We start from the raw sequence: 21,220 nt of genomic DNA, 5'->3' as shown, positions 1-21,220 counted from the left end.
CGCGGGCCGACCGGTCAGCGCAGGTACGCGCCGAAGTGCGCCGCGGTGGCGGGGGCGCCGAGGGTGCCCGCGCCGAACGCGAAGGACCCGGTGGCGGTGAGGCCGCTCGCCGTGCCGTTCAGGATCCAGACCGCGCCGTTCTGCTCGTTCTCGGCGGTGGAGCCGGCCGCGAGGTCGCGGTGGCCGTCGCCGTTGAGGTCCAGCAGGGCGGTGCTCACACCGAACTCGTCGCTGTTCTCGGCGACTCCGGGGACACCGGCGGTGTTCTGGTGGAAGACCTGCGTCCCGGCGCCGGTGGCACCGGCGGCGCTGCCGGGGACCAGGGCGACCGAGCCGGTGTCGTAGATGTCGCCGACGTCCTCGCCCGGGATGCCGAGCGCGATGTCGGCGTAGCCGTCACCGTTGACGTCCCCGACCGAGACCGACCCGCCGATCTCGTCCTCCTCTTCCTCGGCTCCGGGGAACCCGGGCGAGTCCTGGTTGAAGGTCTGGACGCGGTCCTCGGACAGGCCGGCGGCCGAGCCCAGAGCGACCTTGACGTTGCCGCCGCCCCAGTCGTTGCCGACCACGACGTCGTCGAACCCGTCCTTGTTGACGTCACCGATGCCGGTGCCCATCTTGTTGCCCGCGGCCTCACCGGGGACCCAGGCGCCCTTGAAGCCCGCGCTGCCGCCGCCGAGGAGCAGACGGTTGCCCCAGACGCCGTCGCCCTCGTAGTGGTAGGCAACGATGTCGTCCTTGCCGTCACCGTTGACGTCGCCGGACTCGGTGGTGCTGACAGGGCCGCTGAGCGTCTCGCCGGCCTTCAGGAGAGGCAAGGTGGCGGCGGGCGTTCCGGCACGCGAGACGGGGCCCTTCCACACGGTCCCGGCGGCGTTCGAGGGGTCGTCGCCCTCGACGTTCTGGTAGGCGAACAGGGTGAGGTCCGTCTTGCCGTCGCCGTCGAAGTCGCCGGTCCTGGGGGAGTCGTGGCCGGCTATGGCCGTGCCACCGGTGAGTCCGGAGGCGGAGCCCCACAGGATGACGGAGCCGGCCTTGCCGCCCGAAATCACCAGGTCGCTGAAGCCGTCACCGTCCAGGTCACCCTTGGTGAAGGTGGACCCGAAGTACTGGTTCGCGGTCGCGGAGCCGGGAACGCCGCTGGTGGAGCGGCTGATGAGCTTCTTGTTGGTGGTGGAGACACCACTGGCGGAGCCGTACGTGACGGCCACATAGCCCGCCTTGGCCTTGCTGGAGATCGTGGCGTTCGGGGCTCCCACGACCAGGTCGGCGTAGCCGTCGCCGTTGAAGTCGTCCTGCGCGTCCGCCGCCGCGGTGGCCGCCTGGGCCGAGGCCCCGGTGAGGGCCATCGCGCCGAATCCTCCGGCGAGCAGCACGGCCGCTGCCAGGGGCGCGCTGAGCGCGGTACGAGTTCGGCGGTGTGCTCGGGACATACGTGAGCCTTTCGAGTCGGTCGTCAGTCTTCGGTCGTCGGATTCCGCTTCTGCGTGCGGAATGCCGCGTTCACTGAGTTCGACTCGATCGGGGCGCCACCGGTTGTGCGCTTCGATGTCATGGATTCGTAACCGAGGAGACAGATGTGGCACCGAACTCCCTTTTCGTGACCGGGAGTTCAGTGCCACTCACTGTCGGTTCAGTACTGCCCGTGCCGGTCTACCAGATCGCCTCGACCCACTCCGGGTGGTCGATGAACGGGTTCCGGTTGTGCTGGTAGTTGCTGTAGATCAGTTCGTTCCGGCGTGTCTCGGAGGCGCTGGGCGGGTCCTGCTCGTTCCACTGCTTCAGGATGGAGAGGCGGCCGTGGTACGGGACGCTGCCGTTGGTGACGGTGTCGTTGGGCTCCAGGTCGGGCCAGGAGTCGTCGCCCTCGTAGCGGACGGCCATGTAGAGGATCATCCGGGCCACGTCGCCCTTGACGGCGGCGCGGGGCTGGAAGGAGTTCGAGTCGGTGAGGCTGCCGCCGCTGTTGGTGAAGCTGCTGCCGCCGTTGTCGAAGTCCTTGTTGCCGCGGATGCTGTTGACCTGGACGTCCTCCGGCCGCAGGTGGTGCAGGTCCGTGCCGGGGCCCGCGGAGGTGCCGAAGTCGCCGTGGGACTGGGCCCAGGTGTGCTCGCGGTTCCAGTCGCCGACGTCACCGCCGTTGAGGGTCTTGCTGCGGGAGATGCCGGAGTAGAGCAGGACCACGTTGCTGCTGTTGTTCGGGTCCTGGTCGGTGACCTTCAGCGCCTCCCAGACCGCGGCGTACGAGATCTTCGTCTGGCTGCTGATGATCGTGTGGAGGGAGCCCTTCAGGGCGGTGCCGGTCTTGCCGATCGCGTTCGCGTAGTACGTGTCGTCGTACGCGGTGGTGGTGGCCGCGGCGGGGGTCGCGGCGACCGTCGGGAGGGTGAGGCCGACGAGGACGGCGGAGACGCCGGCTGCCAGCGCCTTCCACTTGCCTGCGTGCGTTACGGACATGGGGGTGCCCTTTCCCGAGAACGGCACGCGCGGGGACGCGGGGCCCGGATCAACGGGTCCGCGTTCTACGCGTGTTGACAGGTCGGTCAATCGGGAGAGTGGCATGGACATGAGGTCGGTTGCGTAACGGGGAGGAGTCGTTCGTGTGACGTTCTCGCATACGACGCAACCCCTGGCCGTTTCCGGTCCAGGGGTTGCGAAGTGCCAGGGTTTTCCCCAACTGGCCTAGGGGAGGCCCTAGTTGACGTCCTTGGCGTCGAGGCGGTAGAGGGACTGGGTGTTCTGGGAGTCGGCCGAGTCGGCGGTGTCGGCCGAGGAGCTGTCGGAGTCGGCCGAGGAGGCGCTGCTGTACTCGCTCGCCTTCACCGCCGTCGCGTGCTTCTGCACCCAGGTGGTCACCTCGGAGCTGACGTCGTCGGAGTCGCCGCCCATACCGCCGCCTCCGCCCATGCCTCCGCCGCCGAGCACGATGTAGTGCAGCTCGCCCTTCTTCACGAGCTCCTTCAGCTTGGCGAGCGTCATGGCCTTGTCGCTGCCGGACCAGCCCCACATCGAGATGACGGGCTGCTTCGTGCTGACGATCATCTGCGCGGCGGTCTGCGAACTGGACACCGCGACCAGCCACTTGGCGCCGTCGCGGTGCTTCTCCAGGTAGGAGGTCATGGCGCTGTCGGCGCCACCGCCCATACCGCCGCCGCCCATTCCGCCACCGCCGCCCGTGCCGCCGCCCGCGTCGGTCGGCGGGGTGCCGGTCTCGCCGTTCTGCTCCTGGCCGCCCTGCTCCTGGCCCTGCTGACCGTCGCCCTGCTGCTGGCCGGTCGGGGCTCCGCTGGGTGCGCCGTTGGGGGGCGTGCCCGGCTGGCCGCCGCCGCCCGGGGCTTCGCCACCGGCCTGCTGACCACCCTGCTGCTGACCGTCCTGCTGACCGCCGGGGGCCTGGCCGCCACCGCCGCCGGGGAATCCACCCCGGCCGCCGCCACCGCCGCCGGGTCCGCCGCCCATGCCGCCACCCGTGGTGGGGCCGGCCGTCGGGTTCGTACCGTTCATGCCGCCGCCCGAGCTCGCGGGCACGGAGGCGGCGTAGGCCGCGGGCCCGGCGAGGGAGGCGACGACGGCGGCGGCCACGGCACCGGTGAGGAAGCGCGCCCGGCGCCCGGACCGGAAGAGAAGGAGCCCGACGATCGCCAGGACCATCACCACCGCGACGGCAGGCCACAGCCAGGTGTTCCAGCCGGAGGCGCGCCGCAGCAGGACGACGGCCCAGATGCCGGTGGCGGCGAACGCCACGGGCAGCACCCAGGACCAGCGCTTGGCGTCACCGGTGCGGAAGGCGCGCAGGAGCATTGCCCCGCCGCCTCCGCACAGCGCCGCGATGCCGGGTGCGAGGGCGGTCGTGTAGTACGGGTGCATGGTGCCTTCGGCGAGGCTGAACGTGAAGTAGTGCAGTACGGTCCAGCCGCCCCACAGGATCAGTGCGGCGCGCGTGAGATCCGTACGGGGGGCGCGTCCGCGCAGGACGAGGCCGCCGGCGAGGGCGATCGCGGAGAAGGGGAGGAGCCAGGAGATCTGGCCGCCCAGCACGTCGTTGAACATCCGGCCGATCCCGGCGGTCCCGGAGAAGCCGCCTCCGCCGCCTCCGCCCCCACCGCCGCCGTTGCCCTCGCCGCCGAGGACCCGGCCGAGGCCGTTGTAGCCCATGATCAGGTCCCAGGCGGTGCCGTCCGTCGAGCCGCCGATGTACGGCCGCGACGAGGCGGGCACGAACGACACGGCGGCGGCCCACCAGAAGCTGGAGACCGCGAGGGCGACCGCGGCGACGGCGAGGTTGCGTACGCGACGGACCCAGCCGCCCCGGGCCGCGTACAGGTAGACGGCGAAGACGGCGGGCAGGGCGATGTAGCCCTGGAGCATCTTGGTGTTGAAGGCGAAGCCGAAGCACACGGCGGCGCCGACCAGCGGGAGCAGCTTGCCGTTGTGGACGGCGCGCAGGGCAAGGGCCGCGCCCCCGACCATCAGCAGGACGAGCAGGGTGTCGGGGTTGTTGTCGCGGTTGATGGCGACGGTGATCGGGGTGAGCGCGAGGACGAGCGCGGCGACGGCGGCCGGGGCGTGGCCCCAGACCCGCTTGACCGAGGAGTGCAGGATCCAGATCGTGCCGAGGGCGGCGGCGACCAGCGGCAGCATCATCTGCCAGGTGCCGTACCCGAAGACGCGGCAGGACAGGCCCATCACCATCAGTACGAAGGGTGGCTTGTCCACGGTCATGAAGTTCCCGGCGTCCAGCGAGCCGAAGAACCACGCCTTCCAGCTCTGCGTGCCGCTGAACACGGCGGCGCTGTAGAAGCTGTTCAGGCTGGAGGAGGAGAGGTTCCAGGAGTACAGCACGCCGGCCAGGACGAGGATCGCGGCCAGTACGGGCAGCGACCAGCGGGGCGCCTTGTCCGGCCGCGCGACCGGCTCGTCGGGCGGCGTCGAGGCGACGGCCTCGGGGGCGTGGGGGTACGGATCGGTGGCAGATGTCACGAGGTCATCGTGCGCGGCCGGTTTTGGCGCAGGCTGTGCTGAACCTGGGCCTCACCTGTGAGCGGGGAAGTCTCCGGCTTTGACGGCGGAGACGAACGAGGCCCAGCCCCTTGCCGGGATGAGGAGGGCGGGCCCGTGGGGATCTTTCGAGTCCCGCACGGGAACCCCGGCCGGGTGGCCGTCGAGCACTTCGAGGCAGCTGCCGGCCTCGGAGCCGCTGTACGAGGACTTGCGCCAGCCTCGCAGGGGGCCTGGGGTTGTCTGGTCAGTCATGGTGTCCAAGGTGTCCCTCCTTGACGGCGGTGACGAAGGCGCCCCAATGTGGCGCAGGGATGAGGACCGCGGGGCCGTGCGGGTTCTTGGAGTCCCGCACGGGGACTCCGGCCGGGTGGCCGTCGAGCACTTCCAGGCAACTGCCGCCCTGGTCGTTGCTGTAGGACGACTTGCGCCAGCCGCTCAACGAGGCCGCATCCAGGGTGGGTTGCTCAGCCATGGTGTCGGTAGTCCTCTGCTGTCGCTTTGAGTAGAGCCAGTGATTCCCTGACCGGCATTGCGTTGCCCAGTGCGAAATCGTAGCGATGCTGCAGGTCCTGAATCACCCCTGGGGCGTCGTGAATCTTCCCCATGTAGAGGCCTTCGCCGTACGCGACGGGCGGCTGGTCCTCGAACCACATCAGCGTGAGCATGTTGCTCAGCAGGGGATGGAGGCCCAGCGAGAACGGCATCACGTACAGCTGGATCCGCTTGCGCTCGGCAAGGCGTACGAGGTGGTCGATCTGTTCCGCCATGACGGCCGGACCGCCGATCTCGCGGCGTAGGACCGCCTCGTCCAGCAGGGCCCACACCACCGGCGTCACCGGATCGTCGAGGATCTTCGCCCGTTCAAGGCGTGTGACAAGGCGCCTGTCACATTCATCTTCACTCACCGGAGGGAACGACGTGCCCAGAACCGCACGTGCGTACCTTTCCGTCTGGAGGATGCCCGGGACGAACGACAGGGCGAACTCCCTGATCATCACCGCCTGTTGTTCGAGCAATCGGGCCGCCTCGAAGTAGTCGGCGACCGCCACGTCCTCGGCGGGCAGGAAGCTGCTCAGTACATTCCCCGTGTTCAAAACCCTGTCCAGGCGCCGCGCGTCCTCCTTCGACGGGATGCGGCGTCCCGCCTCGATGTGCGAGATGTGCGAACGCGTCATGACCGCCGCGTCCGCCAGCTCCTGCTGCGTCAGTCCCGCCGTCTCGCGCTGCTGCTTGATCCAGTCACCGTACGTGCTGGTCATGGCCACTCCTTTGTGACAAATGCCTGGTCACATCGCACCCCCTGGCGAGGCTAGCCGAGTTGGCGTCACGCTGTGACGGAGTCGCTACACACGGCGATACCCCCGCGACCGAGCGACCGGTCCGGGGGCGTGATCACCAACCAGCGCAAGGAAGTTGATGACATGAAGCACCGTATCGGCCGGGGCGTCGAGCCGCTGCTGCGATGGCTTTTTCCGGGCAAGGGGCGCCATCGACTGCCTGCGGTCGAGGCGGCGCCCGGACGCGGCCGTCACCGCGCTCCCGCAGGCGCGCAGGGGGCGACCGCCCACCGCGTCGGCTGCCGCCCCCTGCGGGGCGAGGACCACATGCTGGTCCGCCCCTACCTCGTGGAGCACGAGCAGCGCGAGCAGGCGCGGCAGCAACGGGCCCGCCGGCGCGCCCTGTGGCTCGCCACGCGCGGCGTCGACATCGGGCCGCGGCTGATTCACGGCGTGGAGGTGTCGGCGTGACCGAATACCGGGCAGGAACTGTCCGTTTGCTTCCGTGGGCCGGAGAAGGGGGCAAGCCCTGCTACCTCGTGGGGGATGGGACGGGCCACCTCTCCCGCGTGGCGGACCGCGTCGAGAGCGTGCAGCTCGGTATGTCCGCCGGACTCCTCGACCACGCCGCCGACATGCTCGACGACCATAGAGCCACCGCCGCGCAACTCCGCTATCTGGTCGCACGGATGACAGAGGACCTGCGTGACGTCCACCGCATCGCGGAGAGCCGGGGCGAGCGGCTACCCGATCCCACGTACCACGACCTTGACGGGATCGACGACTCCGACGATCCCGACGGCGCCGAGAACCCCGAACCGGGGGGCCTGATCCGCCCGCGCCGACTCGACACTCCGCACACCCCTACCGGGGGCGTACTCCGCGTACTCCCTGACCAAAGCGAGGAGGCCCCGAATCTGCCCTGACCTGCGGCCTTCTGCCTACGGTGGTCCGACGTCATTCAGGTTTCTGCTCGTAGGCGAGAACGATGCGACTGTCCTCCTTGAGGATGTCGTGTCCTGTGGGCAGGTCGTCGAGGAGCGTGGCTGCCGGGTGAATGGCCATGCCCGGTACGGCGGTACGGTCGGTGCTCCAGGCGGAGATGTGGGCGACCAGGCTGCGGGCCAGGTCCGACCCGTCGGGGCCGTAGCCGGCCGCTCCGAGTCGTGCGGGCTGCACGGGGTCGGCGTTGTCGCGTTCGGCGATCAGGTAGGCGAGGGAGTTGCCGGAGACGAGGGCGGGGCTGCGGCCGGGAATCGCGGGGCGTCGTACGCCGTCCTCCAGGGCTTGCCCGGTGACTTCGATGCGGCAGACAGTGTCGTCTGAGGCGGTGGCGCGTAGCCAGATCCCGTCGAACGTCTCCTGGCTGCCAACGCGGGCGTCCGACCACAGTTCGGTGAGCGGCGTGGAGAACACGTCACCGAGGAGATCGGGGTCAACGGGCTGGTCCCGGTCATGGTGGAGGCGGACGGTGCCGTTGGCCAGCTCGATGGTCCGTTCTCCTTCCTGGCCGACGATGGGAACGAATCCGCACAGCTCCATGTCGTCGGAGACGAGCGTGTTGCTGTGGCGGGTCAGCGCGACGGAGCGGGTCTGCCCGCGCCAGCGCAGCGGGAGCACGAGTCGGCCACCGTCGTCGAGCTGCTGCCACCAGGTGGCAGGTACGTCCCAGACGCCCACCGTCGCAACGATCCGGTCGTAAGGAGCGTGCTCGGGTGCTCCCTTCAGGCCGTCGCGTTCCATCACCCTGACGTGCTCGTAGCCCGCCCGGTTCAGTGCGTCGCGGGCGTGCAGGGCGACATCGGAGTCAATGTCGATCGTGGTGACCTGCCCGTCTGGTCCGACGAGTTCGGAGAGGAGCGCGGCGTTGTAGCCGGTGCCGGCGCCGATCTCCAGGACGTGGTCACCGGGCTGCACGTCGAGCTGGGCGAGCATCATCGCGACGGTGGTCGGCACGGACGCGCAGGAGAGGGGGAGGGGTCCGTTGGGGTTCTCCTTGATCGAGACAGCCTTGTCCGCGTACGCGTCAGCTGGGTCGAGCCCCGGTAGGTGGAGTTCACGGCGGACGGTACGCAAGGCCCGCTCGACCGCAGCCGGCAGCGGCCTCTCAGCAACGATCTGGTCGACGAGCTGGTTGCGTAGGTCGTCGACGGCGGGGGTGCTGTTCACAGAAGTCTCTTTCAGTTGAGAAGGAGGCAGGTCTCCCACCCTGATGCAACAGGGCGGGCGGGGTTGAGGGTGTGCAGTGTGAGCAGGATGCCGTCCGCCCCGGTGAGTAGTCCGGGGGCATCGGGTGGCGGCTGCTGTGCCAGGTGGGTGGCGAAGCGGGACTGCAGGGACGGCAGAAGGCCGGGGAGCGCGCTCCCGGGAGCGGCGTCGGCCGCCGCCCGGTCGACAGCCAGACAGAGGCCCGCCCAGCCATGGCAGACCGTCGCGTCGGTGATACGCGCCAGTTGTTCGGAGTCGGCGGCACATGATGTGAGGACGTCTTCGGTGTGGCGCTAGGTACCCGTGCGGTTGCAGGCGAGCGCGGCGAGTTGAAGCGCGCGGGCGATACCGGGGGTGCCATAGCACCATGAGGGCCTGCCCGGGTGTGCCAGCGGTCGCGGTCCGCTGAGCCACCTGTCCAAGGTGACGGTTTCCGGCCAGGCGGTACCGCCGCCGGGAGGGCGTTGCGACCACTCCTCCAGCAGGCTGCAAGTGTGTTCCAAGGTTTCGCGCTGGCCTTGCACCGTGTGTCCTGCGCGGGCGCACAGGGCGAGGAGCGCGATGGGCCCGGCAACGCCGTGCGCCGTGCTGAAGTTGCCGTGCCCGTCCGGCCAGGCGGTATCGGGTCGGCCGGACGGGCTGTCCGCAGTCCACCAGCCCGGCACCTGTTCGCCGTGGACGGTGACGGGCTGCTGGAAGAGCTGCACCAAGTAGTGCAGGACGCCGTCGAGTAAGTCGGGGCGGGTCCCGCGGCGCAGGAGATACGCGCCGAGCCCGGTCAGACCGCCGATCAGGTCGTACTCCTGCATGCGCGGTGGCAGACCGCCATCCATGCGGCGGTGGGCGTCCGAGAGTCGCGCGGTCACGAGCGTGGCGAGCGCATCGTCCAGGCCGTCGAGCGCGGAACTGTAGGCGCGGTGGCCAGCTGTGTGCAGCGCGTAGGCCATGGCAGGTGCCCCGCGGTACAAGCTCGCGCTCGCGGGATGCGCGGCGGCCGGCTGCTCGGCCATGGTTCTCGCAGCGGTGTGCACGCCTTCCCACTTGCCGTTGCCCTGGGCGAGAACAGCCTGGTAGACGACGGTTCCGGCGAGTCCTCGGCCCAAGTCGTGTGTGAGGTCGTTCACTGGCTTGCCGCCCGTGCCCGGGAGGAGCGGCATGCCTGCCGGGCCGCGTGCCAGCATGCCGCCTCGGATTCCCGGTCCGGGCCCATCACCCGGTTGTGGTGCATGTGGAGCAGCGACTCCAGCACCGGATCAGTCTGCTCGTCGCCGAGGTGGGTCCGGTAAACGGCCAGGGCCGCGCGGCGCCGCGCGTACGCGTCGCCGAGCCGGGACGTCCAGCCAGGGTGTTGCGGCAGGGCGTCGGTGCGGGCGTGCTGGAGTGTCTGGCGGGTGATGTCGAGCAGACCTCTGCCGCGGGCGGGAGTGCTGGCCAGCCAGCGTGTGCCGTCCTCGTCGCCCATGAGCCCGCGGGCAATGTCGATCATGTTGAGTGCGCATAGGACTCGTCGGTCCACGCCCGCCAGGTCGGTGAGTGCGTACCGGGCGGTGTCGCTGTCGGCGGCGAACACGTTCTCGGCGGCTTCCAGAACGGGCCCGGTACCGTAGCGGCCGAATTCGGGCCGGTAGCCGTCGAGAACGAGCCGGGAGGCGAGTGCGTCACCTTGCAGGTGCTCGACCCAGCGCGCGATGGCCTGCGTTACCGCGGCATGCCTGTCCGGGCCGTGCGCGGCGATCCGCACTCGCAGGTGATCCTCTTCCTGCGGGGTGCGGTAGCGGACAAACCAGTTGTCAGGGCCGCCGAGTTCATCGAGGAGGCCGGGCAGGCGGCGGGTGAGGATCTGGTCCATGGCGGCCGGGTGGGTGAACACTTTGGCCTGTACCCAGCGCTGCCGCCCGTTGCCGGGGTTCGGCAGCATCCGGTTGGTGACGACCGGGGCCGTCGCCACGTCGGGGTGGGGTAGGGGTGGCCGGGTGGAGGTGAGGAGCAGGGCGATCTCGTGCGCGTGCCCGATCCAGCCGAGTTCCCGCTCGTCTGGGGCTTCGAGCAGATCAGCGTCGCCGTGGCGCTGAAGGTGGGCATGCAGCAGCCGCGCGTGCAAGGGCTCGGCCAGGTCCAGACGCAGGGTGCGGTCGTCGTCGCGCAGCTCCAGGAACTGCGGGCACCTCCATTTCTGTGCCCAGTCCGCCAGGGTTTCGTGCCAGGAGGGCCGAAAGGACCCGGTGGGCAGCTCGGAACTGGTGAGGTGCCAGCGGGCCGGGGACAGAATGGCCTTGCGGTAGCGGACACGAGGCAGGTACGGCATCCCGGCTGCGAGCGGTCCCCAGTCGAATTGCGTCCACGCCGTCGCGAACCCGCGTCCGAGGAGCGCGAGGAACCGGGCGATCGGCGGAGCCTGTTTCTCCAAGGCGAGGGGATGAAGGACGACGGGCTCGACTACACGGCGCCGCGAAAGGCTGACGAGGTGCAGACGCGTGCTGGTGGACAGTACGGCGAGATCGTCGAGCGGAATGAGGTTGGCGGCCGGGGCCCGGTGCTCGTCGACGGGGATGACATGCGGCAAGAAGGCGGGGGTGCGCGCCACGTTCTCGGCGTGTGGATAGACCGGCATGAAGGAGAGTTGAGCTGACAGCGCGCCGTCGACCAGAGTGGGCAGCCTTTTGTACGCGTCGGCGAGAGCGCTGTTTCGGAGAGTGGCGGCGAACCGGCCTGTGAGGGTTCCAGTGCTCCAGGCGGGGCGGACGGACACCGTGAACTCGCCACGGTCCACGGCCTGCAGAGTCGGCGCGTACACCCGCACACCCATCTCTACGTGAGGAGCGGTCGCTGTGTCTTCGAGGTCCGGGCCAGTGCACAGTTCGTCGAGATCCGCGTCCGTGAGCCGGATCTCCTGGGCGCCGCTGACGGCTGCCTGCCACGCTTTGGAGATAAGCAGCTCGTCGCGCGGGAGGATCTTCGTGGGCGGTTCCTCCCACAAGGACGTCGGGAAATCGGCAGGCAGCCCGACCCCCGCGGCAAGGTCCGCGGCATCGCGAACGGGCACCAGACTGCCGGCGCCGTACCGTTCCCAGAAAAGGCTGTGGTAGGCGGCCCACACAGGTTTTTCGCCCAGGTTCCGTGTCAGGCGCAGCAGCGCATTGGCAGCGTGCTCGGCTTCCTTCAGGACCGGACCGGGAATGCGTACGGTGGCGTCGAAACGCAGGTCCACGCTGAGCCGCACTCGGCCTTGATCGGTGATGCCGCTCATGCGCTTCTCGGCCGTACGCCGGAGTTCCTGCGCCGCTGCCTGGCTCTCGGCCGCATCGTGGTCGGTGAGGAGCCGGTGCACGTCGGCCAGCTCGTCGAGACAGCCGACGGTTCCGGAATCCAGTTGGGCCGTGAGAGGCCGGAGGGTGCTCAGGATGTGGCCGAGGGGATCATGCTCGGTCATGGGAGCTGCCAGGCCACTTGTAAGAATGCCCGCCTCCAAAGCGCCGGTGAGAAACCGTGAAGCCTGCGCCGTGGTGGCACCCAGCGTGACGAGCCGGTCAGTGACCTCCTGGCATGGAATGGGGAGGGCGGCCATCCCAAGAATCGCAGCGAGCGGCCGGGTTGCGCGGACGCTTGCGGTACGGCCTCCGGGAAGCGGCCTCTCCAGCATGTCACCGCGCCGCACGGTCAAGTCACTGACCTGAAGGGTCAGATGGGGCAGAACGTCGTGGCGGCACTGGAGGTTCCGGCGAACGTGGTCGAGCCACAGGGTGTCGGGGCGGGCTACGGGACGGTGCTCGGTACCGATCTGTACGAGGGCAGGGCCGCACTCCGCACCGACCACTCCGGCGAACAGACCGAAAGGCGTGGGGCGTCCAGCAGCTCGCAAGAGATAGCGGGCGGTCGCCATTGTCGCCTTGCGCACCCGCTTGGGTGAGACGTCGTGGTCGTCGAGGGCCTGGGCGACGGTAGCGGCGAGCTGCGGAGAGGCGACGCATACCGCCTCGGCGAAGGCGGGATCGGCCCAGATATCGCTCAGCCACCGGAGACAGTCGACAGGGTCGTCCACCGATGGCCATCGGGTGTGCTGGGCATCCAGAGGGAGCACAGCGGCCCGCAGGAGGAGCACGCTGCCGCGCTGGAGAAGACTGGTCCGCGTCATCGTTGGTCCTGTTCTGCCGGCCCTGTGCCGGGCGGGGGACGTGCCCAGCCCGGCACAGGCTTCGGCGTGGAGGTCAGCTGATGCAGGAGGAAGCGCAGGAGGACTTGCACCCGTCGCTTGTGTCGCAGTTGCTGACCACCGGCCGCGGCGAGTCGGTGATGGAGATGTCGAGCTGCCACTCGTCGTCAGGGATCGGCGTCGTCTCGGTCGTCGGGATGGCCATCCCAGTACCTCCGAAGTAGTGATCGGTACCGTCCGCGCTACGCGGACGTGGGGAGCGCGGGACCCCCGCATTCGGCTGCCACTTGGGCTGTGCAGCCGAATGCGCGGACACCGCGGGCTAACTGTTCGCCGCTTGCCGACCCGCGCTCACAGTCCGGGTGCCAAGGCGAAGCGCTCCGGCATGACGTGGACAAATGCCTGCGGGGCTGCGGCCCGTAGGCGCTGGTGAAGTAGTCCACCGCGTGCGGCCGGCACCGACACGGGTACGACAAACTCGGCCCAGACCTTCTTGCCGTGGCACGTCGGCTCCCAGCCGTGCCGTGCGGAAAGGAACTCCACGAGGACCAGGCCGCGCCCCCCTTCGTCGTCCTCCGTGGTGATCTGACGACTGGGCGGCTCGGGGCTGCTGTCGTGGACGACCAGGAGCAGCCGGGCTTCATCGAGGTAGAGGCCGATGGTGATCAAGCCCTTGGCGTGCACCACGGCGTTCGTGATCAGCTCCGAGGCGACGAGCCTGACCGCGTTCAGGTTGTCCTCGCCGAGTCGTACACCCCACGCATGAATCTGCGTCATGACACGGTCTCTTGCGAAGGCGACAGCGGACGGGGCACCGGCTACGGCAATCCGGGCTCGGCGGGTCATGAGGAGTGCTCCTCTGCGATGGGAATGGCGGCCCCGTCCCCGACGGGGGACACGGGGACCGAGCCGCCGGTCTGTCGGCGCCGCGCGAGGCTGTTGTTCCCGAGGAGGACGCAGAACTGATGCGTCCCTAATCCGATTCCTGGGCGACTGGTGATCAGTCAACGGCACCCCCTCGTAGTAGGGAGACTCCAAGGGGTGACTCCAACATGGAGTCAGGGGTGTGTGCGGTCGTAGCATCGGAGGACACAAGCCGGGGGAGCCGCCGATGAGTCGTCAGCCACCAGATCCGCGCGATGTCGTTGCCGGACTGCTTGGCGATGAACGACTGCTCAATGCCTGCGCCGAGCGGGACATGGGAGCCGTGTTCCGGCTGTTCAATACGCGAGGTATCAGTACGCGTCGGATCGCCGCAGCCGTGGACATCACCCAAGGGCGGCTCTACGACTACATGAACGGCAAGAGCCGGGTAGAGAAACTGGCCTTGTTCGAGCAGATCGCGGACGCGTTCCACATCCCCGGCCATTTGCTCGGCCTTGCCCGCCGCACGTGGGAGCCTGCTGCGGCGGAACCGACCGACCGCGAGACAGAGTTGCCACCGGACGGTGACGACCTGGCGGCCATGGATGCCTTCCGCTCGGCAGACCGACAGACCGGTGGAGGACGTCTGTATGGCGCTGTCGTACGGCATCTCGCGGACCGAGTTGCCCCGCGTCTGGTCGACACCGGGAGTGGCGCACAAGTATTCGCCGTCGCTTCGGCCTTGACGGAGATGGCCGGGTGGATGGCCCATGACTCCGGTCAAGACGATCTCGCCGCCCGTCACTTCAGCCGGGCTTTGCCGCTGGCCCGCACCTCGGGGGACTTACCGCTCGCCGCGAACGTCGCTGCGAGCAATAGCCACCTTGCCCTCCAGACGGGTGACGCAGCGGGTGCCGCCCGCTGGGCCCAGATGGGGCTCGATCTCGCCGGCCGCGGTCCGCGAATTCCTTTGCTCACTGCACGGCTCCAAACGATGCAGGCCCGAGCTTTGGCCGCAGGGGCACAGCGCACGCCAGCGGTGCGCGCTCTCGAAGCGGCTCAGGACGGGCTCGATGGATCGACAGCTGCCGCGCATCCCTGGCTGAGTCCCTTTGACGCCGCAGCGCTTGCGAGTGAATCCGCGCTGATCCTGCGCGACCTGGAGCAGCATGGTCAGGCGCTGACGCAGGCCGAGCAGGCGGTGACACTTCGGGAGTCGGGGCGAACGAGGTCCCTTGCACTGAGCCGCATTGTCCTTGTGGACATCCATGTCCGGCGTGGAGACCTCGATGCCGCGGTGAGCGTCGGCCACGAGTTGCTCAGCACGAGCCCAACGCTCGGATCGATCCGTGTTGTGCACCAGCTTGACGACCTGCGTCGCCTCCTGAACTGCCACAAAGGCTACGGTCCACTGCGGGAGTACCTGGTGAGATTCGATGACGCCCGTAGGGCCAGAATGCTGCTACTGGCCGACATCATCACGCCCAGGGGAGGCACCCCCACATGAGGCCCACACCCGCCGACCCGGAAGCATGGAACGCCTATCTCGCCGAGGGCAACGCCACGCAGGCCCGCAAGCGTGTCGCGGCCGACGTGCTGCTGCGCGACGCGGCTGGACGCGTGCTCCTGGTGAACCCGACGTACAAACCGGGCTGGGATCTGCCAGGCGGAATGGCCGAAGCGAACGAGCCACCGGAGAAGGCGGTAGTTCGGGAGCTGGGTGAGGAGCTGGGACTGGACATCACCCTGCGTGGCCTGTTGGTGGTCGACTGGGTTCCCCCGCACGGGCCGTGGGACGACCAGATGGCGTTCATCTTCGACGGCGGCACACTCGACGCCGATGAGACGCGGGAAATGCGCCCCCGGGACGACGAGCTGTCCGAAGCGGTGTTCGTCCCCTTGGACAAGACGCGGGAGCTGCTGAGGGAACGGCTCCGGAACCGGCTCGACGCCGCCTTCCGGGCCTTTGACGAAGGAAAGCCGCTGTACCTGCACGATGGCTGTCCGGTCTGGTAGGGGAGTCCTGTGCCCTGCTGCACCCCTCAGGCCAGATCAGATCAGGACACACGGTCCGGCCGTTCGTGCAACTTCCAGCCATCCCTGTGAGTCAAGGGTTGCGAGTGTCGGCCGACGCCCACCGAGGGGGACGGAGAAGCCGCTGGCCGGAATTCACGGGCCGTACCCTCCCCCTCAACCACCCCCGTCCTACCGTGACGCCATGCGTCTGAGATCCGTACTCGCTCCCCTCGCCGCCACCCTCACCGCCGGCCTGGCGGCGGCCACATGCGTCGCCGTCGCCGGGCCCGCCGCCGCCGAAAACGCCCCTGCCAGCAAGGCCCCTACCCGCAACGCCTGTTCGCCCGCCGTCTCCGTCGAGCGCTTCTCCGACGCCCTCGACAAGACGACGTACGAGGGCACGTTCGTCGGCAACTTCTCCGCGCTGGCCGTGGACCGCGACGGGGCGATCGCCGCGCTGTCCGACCGGTCCGCCCTGTTCACCCTGGACCCGCGGACGCTGAAGCCGCGCTCCGTCGTGCCGCTGGCCGACGAGAACGGTGCCGCGCTGGACTCCGAGGGGCTCGTCGTCGACCGCGACGGCACCCGGCTCGTGTCGTCCGAGACCGAGCCGTCGGTACGCCGCTACGGCCGGGACGGCACCGTCCTCGGCCGCCTCCCCGTGCCGGACGCCCTGCGCGTCGCCCCGGCCGGCCGTGCCACCGCGAACCAGACCTTCGAGGCGCTGACCCTCCTGTCCGGCGGGCGCACCCTACTGGCCGGCATGGAGGGCTCCCTGTCCGGCGACACCCCCGGCGTCGTACGCCTCCAGACCTGGCAGCGCGACGGTCACCGCGACTTCCGGCTCGCCGCCCAGTACGGCTACCGCACCGACACCGGCCTCGGTGTCGTCGAGAGCGCCGCGACCCCGGACGGCCGCCTCCTCGTCCTGGAACGCGGTTTCACCGCCGGGGTCGGCAACACCGTCCGCCTCTACCTGGCCGACCTCCGCCACGCCACGGACACCTCCCGCGTCGACACCCTGACCGGCCAGGACGGCGTGCGCCTCGTCCGCAAGACCCTCCTCGCCGACATCGCGGACTGCCCCTCCCTCGGCGCGACCGCCAAGCAGCCGCAGCCCAATCCGCTGCTCGACAACATCGAGGGCATGACCATCACCGGCGGCAGCCGAGGCGACCTCAAGGTCCTCCTCGTCAGCGACGACAACCAGGGCGCCACCCAGACCACCCGCTTCTACTCCCTTCGCGTCCGCCTCTGACGGAGCCCAGAGGGAGTCCTGCGCGAGCACCGATTGTTGCGGAGGGATGAAATCCGCTTCGATCCGTGTTGGTGCCTTCCGGACGATCGGGCCGGACGAGGGAAGGCATCAGGAGTGACAACGCAGCGGGGATGGGCACGACGGCTGGCCGGGTACGCGTGGCGGTACCCGAAGGACGTCGTGCTCTCGCTGGGCGCCTCGCTCGCCGGCATGGCCGTCATGGCCGTCGTGCCGCTCATCACCAAGGTGATCATCGACGACGTCGTAGGGAACCACACCCGCGACATGGCCCCCTGGGCGGGCGCGCTGCTCGGCGCCGGCGTCGTCGTCTACGTCCTCACCTACATCCGCCGCTACTACGGCGGCCGGCTCGCGCTCGACGTCCAGCACGACCTGCGTACGGACATGTACGAGACGATCGTGCGCCTCGACGGCAGGCGCCAGGACGAGCTGTCGACCGGCCAGGTGGTGGGCCGCGCGACCAGCGACCTCCAGCTCATCCAGGGCCTGCTCTTCATGCTCCCGATGACGGTCGGCAACGTCCTGCTCTTCCTGATCTCGCTGGGGATCATGGCCTGGCTGTCGCTCCCGCTCACCCTGGTCGCCCTGGCCGTCGCCCCCGCCCTGTGGTTCATCGCCCGGCGCAGCCGCTCCAAGCTGCACCCGGCGACCTGGTACGCGCAGGCGCAGGCCGCCGCGGTGGCCGGTGTCGTCGACGGCGCCGTCAGCGGCGTACGGGTGGTGAAGGGCTTCGGGCAGGAGGACCAGGAGACCGGGAAGCTGCGGGAGATCGGCCGCCGGCTCTTCGCGGGGCGGTTGCGCACGATCCGGCTCAATTCCAAGTACACCCCGGCCCTCCAGGCCGTCCCGGCGCTCGGGCAGGTCGCCATGCTGGCCCTCGGCGGCTGGCTGGCGGTGAAGGGCGAGGTCACCCTCGGTACGTTCGTCGCCTTCTCCTCCTATCTCGCCCAGCTCGTGGGGCCCGTGCGCATGCTCGCCATGGTCCTCACCGTCGGCCAGCAGGCGCGGGCCGGTGCCGAACGCGTCCTGGAGCTGATCGACACCCGGCCGTCGATGGAGGACGGCACGAAGGACCTCCCGGCCGACGCGCCCGCGACCGTCGAGTTCGACGGCGTGTCCTTCGCCTACGACGACGACCGCCCGGTCCTGGACGGCCTCAGCTTCGAGATCCGCTCCGGCGAGACCCTCGCGGTCGTCGGCTCCTCCGGCTCCGGCAAGTCCACGGTCTCCCTGCTGCTGCCCCGCTTCTACGACGTGAGCGGCGGCGCGGTCCTCATCGGCGGCCTCGACGTGCGCGAGCTGACCCTCGACTCGCTGCGGGCCGCCGTCGGACTCGTCCCCGAGGACTCCTTCCTCTTCTCGGACACGGTCGGGTCCAACATCGCGTACGGCCGTCCCGAGGCCACCCGGGAGGAGATCGAGACCGCCGCCCGGGCCGCCCAGGCGCACGGCTTCGTCTCCGCGCTGCCCGACGGCTACGACACCAAGGTCGGCGAGCACGGACTCACCCTCTCCGGCGGCCAGCGCCAGCGCGTGGCCCTGGCCCGCGCGATCCTCACCGACCCGCGTCTGCTGGTCCTCGACGACGCCACCTCCGCGGTCGACGCCCGCGTCGAGCACGAGATCCACGAGGCCCTGCGCGGAGTCATGGCGGGCCGCACCACCCTCCTCATCGCCCACCGCCGCTCCACCCTCAACCTCGCCGACCGCATCGCCGTCCTCGACGACGGCCGCCTCGCCGACATCGGTACGCACGAGGAACTGACCGGGCGCTCGCCGCTCTACCGCCGCCTGCTCACCGACCCGGACGAACTGGGCGGCACCTCGCCCGGCCACACCGGGCGGTCCCATCCGCTGTCCTGCCCGCCGTCCTGTCCGCCCGAGGACACCTCCGTACGGGACGAGCTGGACGCGGAGTTCGACGCCGAGCGCGGTGTCACCCCGCATCTGTGGACCGGTGACCGCGAACCCAAGGACACCGCGCTGGCCGGGATGCCCGCGACCCCCGACCTCCTCGCCCAGGTCGACGCCCTGCCGCCCGCCACCGACACCCCCGCCGTCGACGAGGCACGCGCGGTCACCCCGGAGGAGTCGTACGGGCTGCGACGCCTGCTGCGGGGCTTCGGACTGCCCCTTCTCGTCAGCCTCGGCCTGGTCGCCGTGGACGCCGGCATGGGTCTGCTGCTGCCGGTCCTGATCCGGCACGGCATCGACGAGGGTGTCTCCGAGATGGCGCTCGGCGGGGTGTGGGCGGCCTCGGTGATCGCTTTGGTCAGCGTGTTCGTCCAGTGGGCGGCGCAGATCGGCGAGACCCGGATGACCGGCCGCACCGGCGAACGGGTCCTGTACTCGCTGCGGCTGAAGATCTTCGCGCAGCTCCAGCGGCTCGGGCTCGACTACTACGAGCGGGAGCTGACCGGCCGGATCATGACCCGGATGACGACGGACGTGGACGCGCTGTCCACGTTCCTGCAGACCGGCCTGGTCACCGCCTTCGTCTCGGTCGTCACCTTCTTCGGCATCATGGCCGCCCTGCTCGTGATCGACGTACAGCTCGCGCTGGTCGTCTTCCTGACGCTGCCGCCGCTGATCATCGGCACGTTCTTCTTCCGCCGGTCCAGCGTGAAGGCGTACGAACTGGCCCGTGAGCGGGTGTCCGTGGTCAACGCGGACCTGCAGGAGTCGGTGGCGGGACTGCGGATCCTCCAGGCGTTCCGCCGCGAGGGCTCGGGCGGCCGGCGCTTCGCGGGGGGCAGCGACAGCTACCGCCAGGCGCGTATCCGCGGACAGTGGCTGATCTCGATCTACTTCCCGTTCGTGCAGCTGCTGTCCTCGGTGGCCGCCGCCGCCGTGCTCGTCGTGGGCGCGGGGCGCGTCGAGGCGGGCACCCTCACCACCGGCGCGCTGGTGGCGTACCTGCTCTACATCGACCTGTTCTTCGCCCCCGTGCAGCAGCTCTCGCAGGTCTTCGACGGCTACCAGCAGGCGACCGTCTCCCTCGGCCGGATCCAGGAACTGCTCCAGGAGCCGACCTCGACGAAGGCCGCCGCCGAGCCGCTGGAGGTGCTGTCCCTGCGGGGCGAGATCGCCTTCGAGGACGTGGACTTCGCGTACGGCAGGCTCGGTGGCACGCAGGCCGGGGCGGGGGAGCCGGAGGACGCGCTCAGCGGGGTGCGGCTGAGCATCCCCGCCGGGCAGACCGTCGCGTTCGTCGGCGAGACCGGCGCGGGCAAGTCGACGCTGGTCAAACTGGTGGCCCGGTTCTACGACCCCACCGGCGGCCGGGTCACGGTCGACGGCACGGACCTGCGCTCGCTCGACCTGACCTCGTACCGGCACCGGCTCGGCGTCGTCCCGCAGGAGGCGTACCTCTTCCAGGGCACCGTCCGGGACGCCATCGCGTACGGCCGCCCCGACGCCACGGACGCCGAGGTGGAGGCGGCGGCCCGCGCGGTCGGCGCGCACGACATGATCGCCACGCTGGACGGCGGCTACCTCCACGAGGTCGCCGAGCGCGGCCGCAACCTCTCGGCCGGCCAGCGCCAGCTGATCGCACTGGCCCGCGCCGAACTGGTCGACCCGGACATCCTGCTCCTCGACGAGGCCACCGCCGCGCTCGACCTGGCCACCGAGGCCCAGGTCAACCAGGCCACCGACCGCATCGCGGGCCGCCGCACGACACTGGTCGTCGCCCACCGGCTGACCACGGCCGCGCGGGCGGACCGGGTCGTGGTGATGGCCGACGGCCGGGTCGCGGAGGACGGCACGCACGACGAACTGCTCGCCCGGGACGGCCGGTACGCGCGACTCTGGCGGACGTTCGTGGGGGAGCCGGACCCGGTCGCCACCGCCGGCTGACCGCGAACACGCAGAGCTGACCGCGAACACGCAGAAAAGCCGCAACCGACGGGTAGGGCAACCGTTCGCCGTACGCCATGCGTCCGTACAGCAGTACGTCGAAGCGGTGCATCAGTCGCCGGGGGCCGTGGAGGGACACCAGTGGACATGGGCGCGATACGCCGACGCCTCACGCTCGGTACCGCCGTGCTGACGACGTCCGGGCTGCTGGCACTCGCGGGCCCCGTGGGCGAGGTCGCGGCGGCGTCACCGTGCGCCGGGCGGAAGGTGCGCACGCTGTCCTTCTCCACCGGCCATGTGGACGTCCACAAGAAGCGCGGTTACGTGTGCGCGGTGACCTACCCCAAGAGGGTGGGCGCCCGCCGCTACATGATGGTGAGCGTGCAGGCCCGGGGGAGCGAGCGGGTGCCGAACGCGGGCCGGTTCGTACGGTACGCGGGTCCGGTGCGGGTGCACGCGGGCCACCGCTGCGTACGGATCAAGGGGGCCGTCGGCTCGGGCTCGGTCAGCACGGGCTGGATCCTCTGCTGACCTCTCGGCCCGGTCCCGGCCGAGTCCCCCGCGGAG

The 21,220-nt window shown here is 69.9% G+C and carries 17 protein-coding genes and 1 pseudogene; 7 read left to right on the top strand and 11 right to left on the bottom strand.

Features of this window, described 5'->3' with window-relative positions; genetic code table 11:
* Window positions 1-14 precede the first annotated feature (14 nt).
* The 6 genes from ACH4DZ_RS07265 to ACH4DZ_RS07240 all read right to left on the bottom strand — a co-directional run bounded on the left by ACH4DZ_RS07265 (window position 15) and on the right by ACH4DZ_RS07240 (window position 6,260).
* A complete protein-coding gene (locus ACH4DZ_RS07265; protein ID WP_398285952.1) occupies window positions 15-1,433 on the bottom strand; it encodes an FG-GAP and VCBS repeat-containing protein in 1,419 nt (472 codons plus the stop codon).
* A gap of 220 nt (window positions 1,434-1,653) precedes the next feature.
* Complete coding sequence (locus tag ACH4DZ_RS07260; RefSeq protein ID WP_398285950.1) at window positions 1,654-2,457, bottom strand: endonuclease I family protein; 804 nt, start codon at window positions 2,455-2,457, stop codon at window positions 1,654-1,656.
* 237 nt (window positions 2,458-2,694) lie between these two features.
* On the bottom strand, window positions 2,695-4,980 hold the full coding sequence (locus ACH4DZ_RS07255) for an ArnT family glycosyltransferase (protein WP_398285949.1): 2,286 nt from the start codon (window positions 4,978-4,980) through the stop codon (window positions 2,695-2,697).
* Window positions 4,981-5,031: 51 nt separating this feature from the next.
* On the bottom strand, window positions 5,032-5,253 hold the full coding sequence (locus ACH4DZ_RS07250; protein ID WP_398285948.1) for a DUF397 domain-containing protein: 222 nt from the start codon (window positions 5,251-5,253) through the stop codon (window positions 5,032-5,034).
* Window positions 5,246-5,473, bottom strand: a complete 228-nt coding sequence (locus ACH4DZ_RS07245; RefSeq protein ID WP_398285947.1) for a DUF397 domain-containing protein — start codon at window positions 5,471-5,473, stop codon at window positions 5,246-5,248. The genes ACH4DZ_RS07250 and ACH4DZ_RS07245 overlap by 8 nt, the downstream gene beginning before the upstream one ends.
* Window positions 5,466-6,260 (bottom strand): Scr1 family TA system antitoxin-like transcriptional regulator, encoded by a 795-nt coding sequence (locus ACH4DZ_RS07240; protein WP_398285945.1) that lies wholly within the window; start codon window positions 6,258-6,260, stop codon window positions 5,466-5,468. The genes ACH4DZ_RS07245 and ACH4DZ_RS07240 overlap by 8 nt, the downstream gene beginning before the upstream one ends.
* Window positions 6,261-6,422: 162 nt before the next feature.
* On the opposite strand from ACH4DZ_RS07240, the gene ACH4DZ_RS07235 reads away from it, so the two are divergent.
* Together ACH4DZ_RS07235 and ACH4DZ_RS07230 are read left to right on the top strand one after the other, a co-directional pair.
* Window positions 6,423-6,749: a hypothetical protein gene (locus tag ACH4DZ_RS07235; protein WP_398285944.1), complete on the top strand. Its 327-nt coding sequence runs from the start codon at window positions 6,423-6,425 to the stop codon at window positions 6,747-6,749.
* Window positions 6,746-7,033, top strand: a pseudogene (locus ACH4DZ_RS07230) (hypothetical protein); the annotation flags it as partial. The gene ACH4DZ_RS07235 and the pseudogene ACH4DZ_RS07230, both read left to right, overlap by 4 nt.
* 202 nt (window positions 7,034-7,235) lie before the next feature.
* Here ACH4DZ_RS07230 and fxlM read toward each other — a convergent pair.
* From fxlM to ACH4DZ_RS07205, 5 genes are all read right to left on the bottom strand, one after another.
* Window positions 7,236-8,447: a methyltransferase, FxLD system gene (fxlM, locus tag ACH4DZ_RS07225; RefSeq protein ID WP_398285943.1), complete on the bottom strand. Its 1,212-nt coding sequence runs from the start codon at window positions 8,445-8,447 to the stop codon at window positions 7,236-7,238.
* 332 nt (window positions 8,448-8,779) lie between these two features.
* Entirely contained in the window at window positions 8,780-9,610 is an 831-nt protein-coding gene (locus ACH4DZ_RS07220; RefSeq protein WP_398285942.1) for a lanthionine synthetase LanC family protein, read from the bottom strand.
* The gene (locus ACH4DZ_RS07215; RefSeq protein ID WP_398285941.1) at window positions 9,607-12,618 is read right to left on the bottom strand and encodes a lantibiotic dehydratase; all 3,012 of its coding nucleotides are present in this window, start codon (window positions 12,616-12,618) and stop codon (window positions 9,607-9,609) included. The genes ACH4DZ_RS07220 and ACH4DZ_RS07215 overlap by 4 nt, the downstream gene beginning before the upstream one ends.
* Window positions 12,619-12,691: 73 nt before the next feature.
* Window positions 12,692-12,841, bottom strand: coding sequence for an FxLD family lanthipeptide (gene fxlA, locus ACH4DZ_RS07210; RefSeq protein ID WP_327326638.1), 150 nt, complete (start codon window positions 12,839-12,841; stop codon window positions 12,692-12,694).
* Window positions 12,842-12,987: 146 nt separating this feature from the next.
* On the bottom strand, window positions 12,988-13,413 hold the full coding sequence (locus ACH4DZ_RS07205; RefSeq protein ID WP_398285940.1) for an ATP-binding protein: 426 nt from the start codon (window positions 13,411-13,413) through the stop codon (window positions 12,988-12,990).
* A 334-nt stretch (window positions 13,414-13,747) separates the two neighbouring features.
* Between ACH4DZ_RS07205 and ACH4DZ_RS07200 the strand changes: the two genes are divergently transcribed.
* The 5 genes from ACH4DZ_RS07200 (at window position 13,748) to ACH4DZ_RS07180 (ending at window position 21,184) form a co-directional block, all read left to right on the top strand.
* Window positions 13,748-15,007 (top strand): XRE family transcriptional regulator, encoded by a 1,260-nt coding sequence (locus ACH4DZ_RS07200; protein ID WP_398285939.1) that lies wholly within the window; start codon window positions 13,748-13,750, stop codon window positions 15,005-15,007.
* Window positions 15,004-15,516, top strand: coding sequence for an NUDIX domain-containing protein (locus ACH4DZ_RS07195; RefSeq protein WP_398285938.1), 513 nt, complete (start codon window positions 15,004-15,006; stop codon window positions 15,514-15,516). Before ACH4DZ_RS07200 ends, ACH4DZ_RS07195 begins: the two co-directional genes overlap by 4 nt.
* A 202-nt stretch (window positions 15,517-15,718) precedes the next feature.
* The gene (locus ACH4DZ_RS07190; RefSeq protein WP_398285937.1) at window positions 15,719-16,774 is read left to right on the top strand and encodes an esterase-like activity of phytase family protein; all 1,056 of its coding nucleotides are present in this window, start codon (window positions 15,719-15,721) and stop codon (window positions 16,772-16,774) included.
* Between the two features lie 114 nt (window positions 16,775-16,888).
* Window positions 16,889-20,653 carry an ABC transporter ATP-binding protein gene (locus tag ACH4DZ_RS07185; protein WP_398285936.1) on the top strand — a complete coding sequence of 1,255 codons (3,765 nt, stop codon included), beginning with the start codon at window positions 16,889-16,891 and terminating at the stop codon, window positions 20,651-20,653.
* Window positions 20,654-20,800: 147 nt separating this feature from the next.
* The gene (locus tag ACH4DZ_RS07180) at window positions 20,801-21,184 is read left to right on the top strand and encodes a hypothetical protein (RefSeq protein ID WP_398285935.1); all 384 of its coding nucleotides are present in this window, start codon (window positions 20,801-20,803) and stop codon (window positions 21,182-21,184) included.
* The last annotated feature ends 36 nt before the right edge of the window (window positions 21,185-21,220 follow it).

This window comes from Streptomyces sp. NPDC017991 (genome assembly GCF_044328075.1).
Taxonomy (GTDB): Bacteria; Actinomycetota; Actinomycetes; order Streptomycetales; family Streptomycetaceae; genus Streptomyces.
The sequence above is the reverse complement of the archived record's forward strand: the minus strand, read 5'-3'. Positions and strand labels throughout refer to the sequence as shown.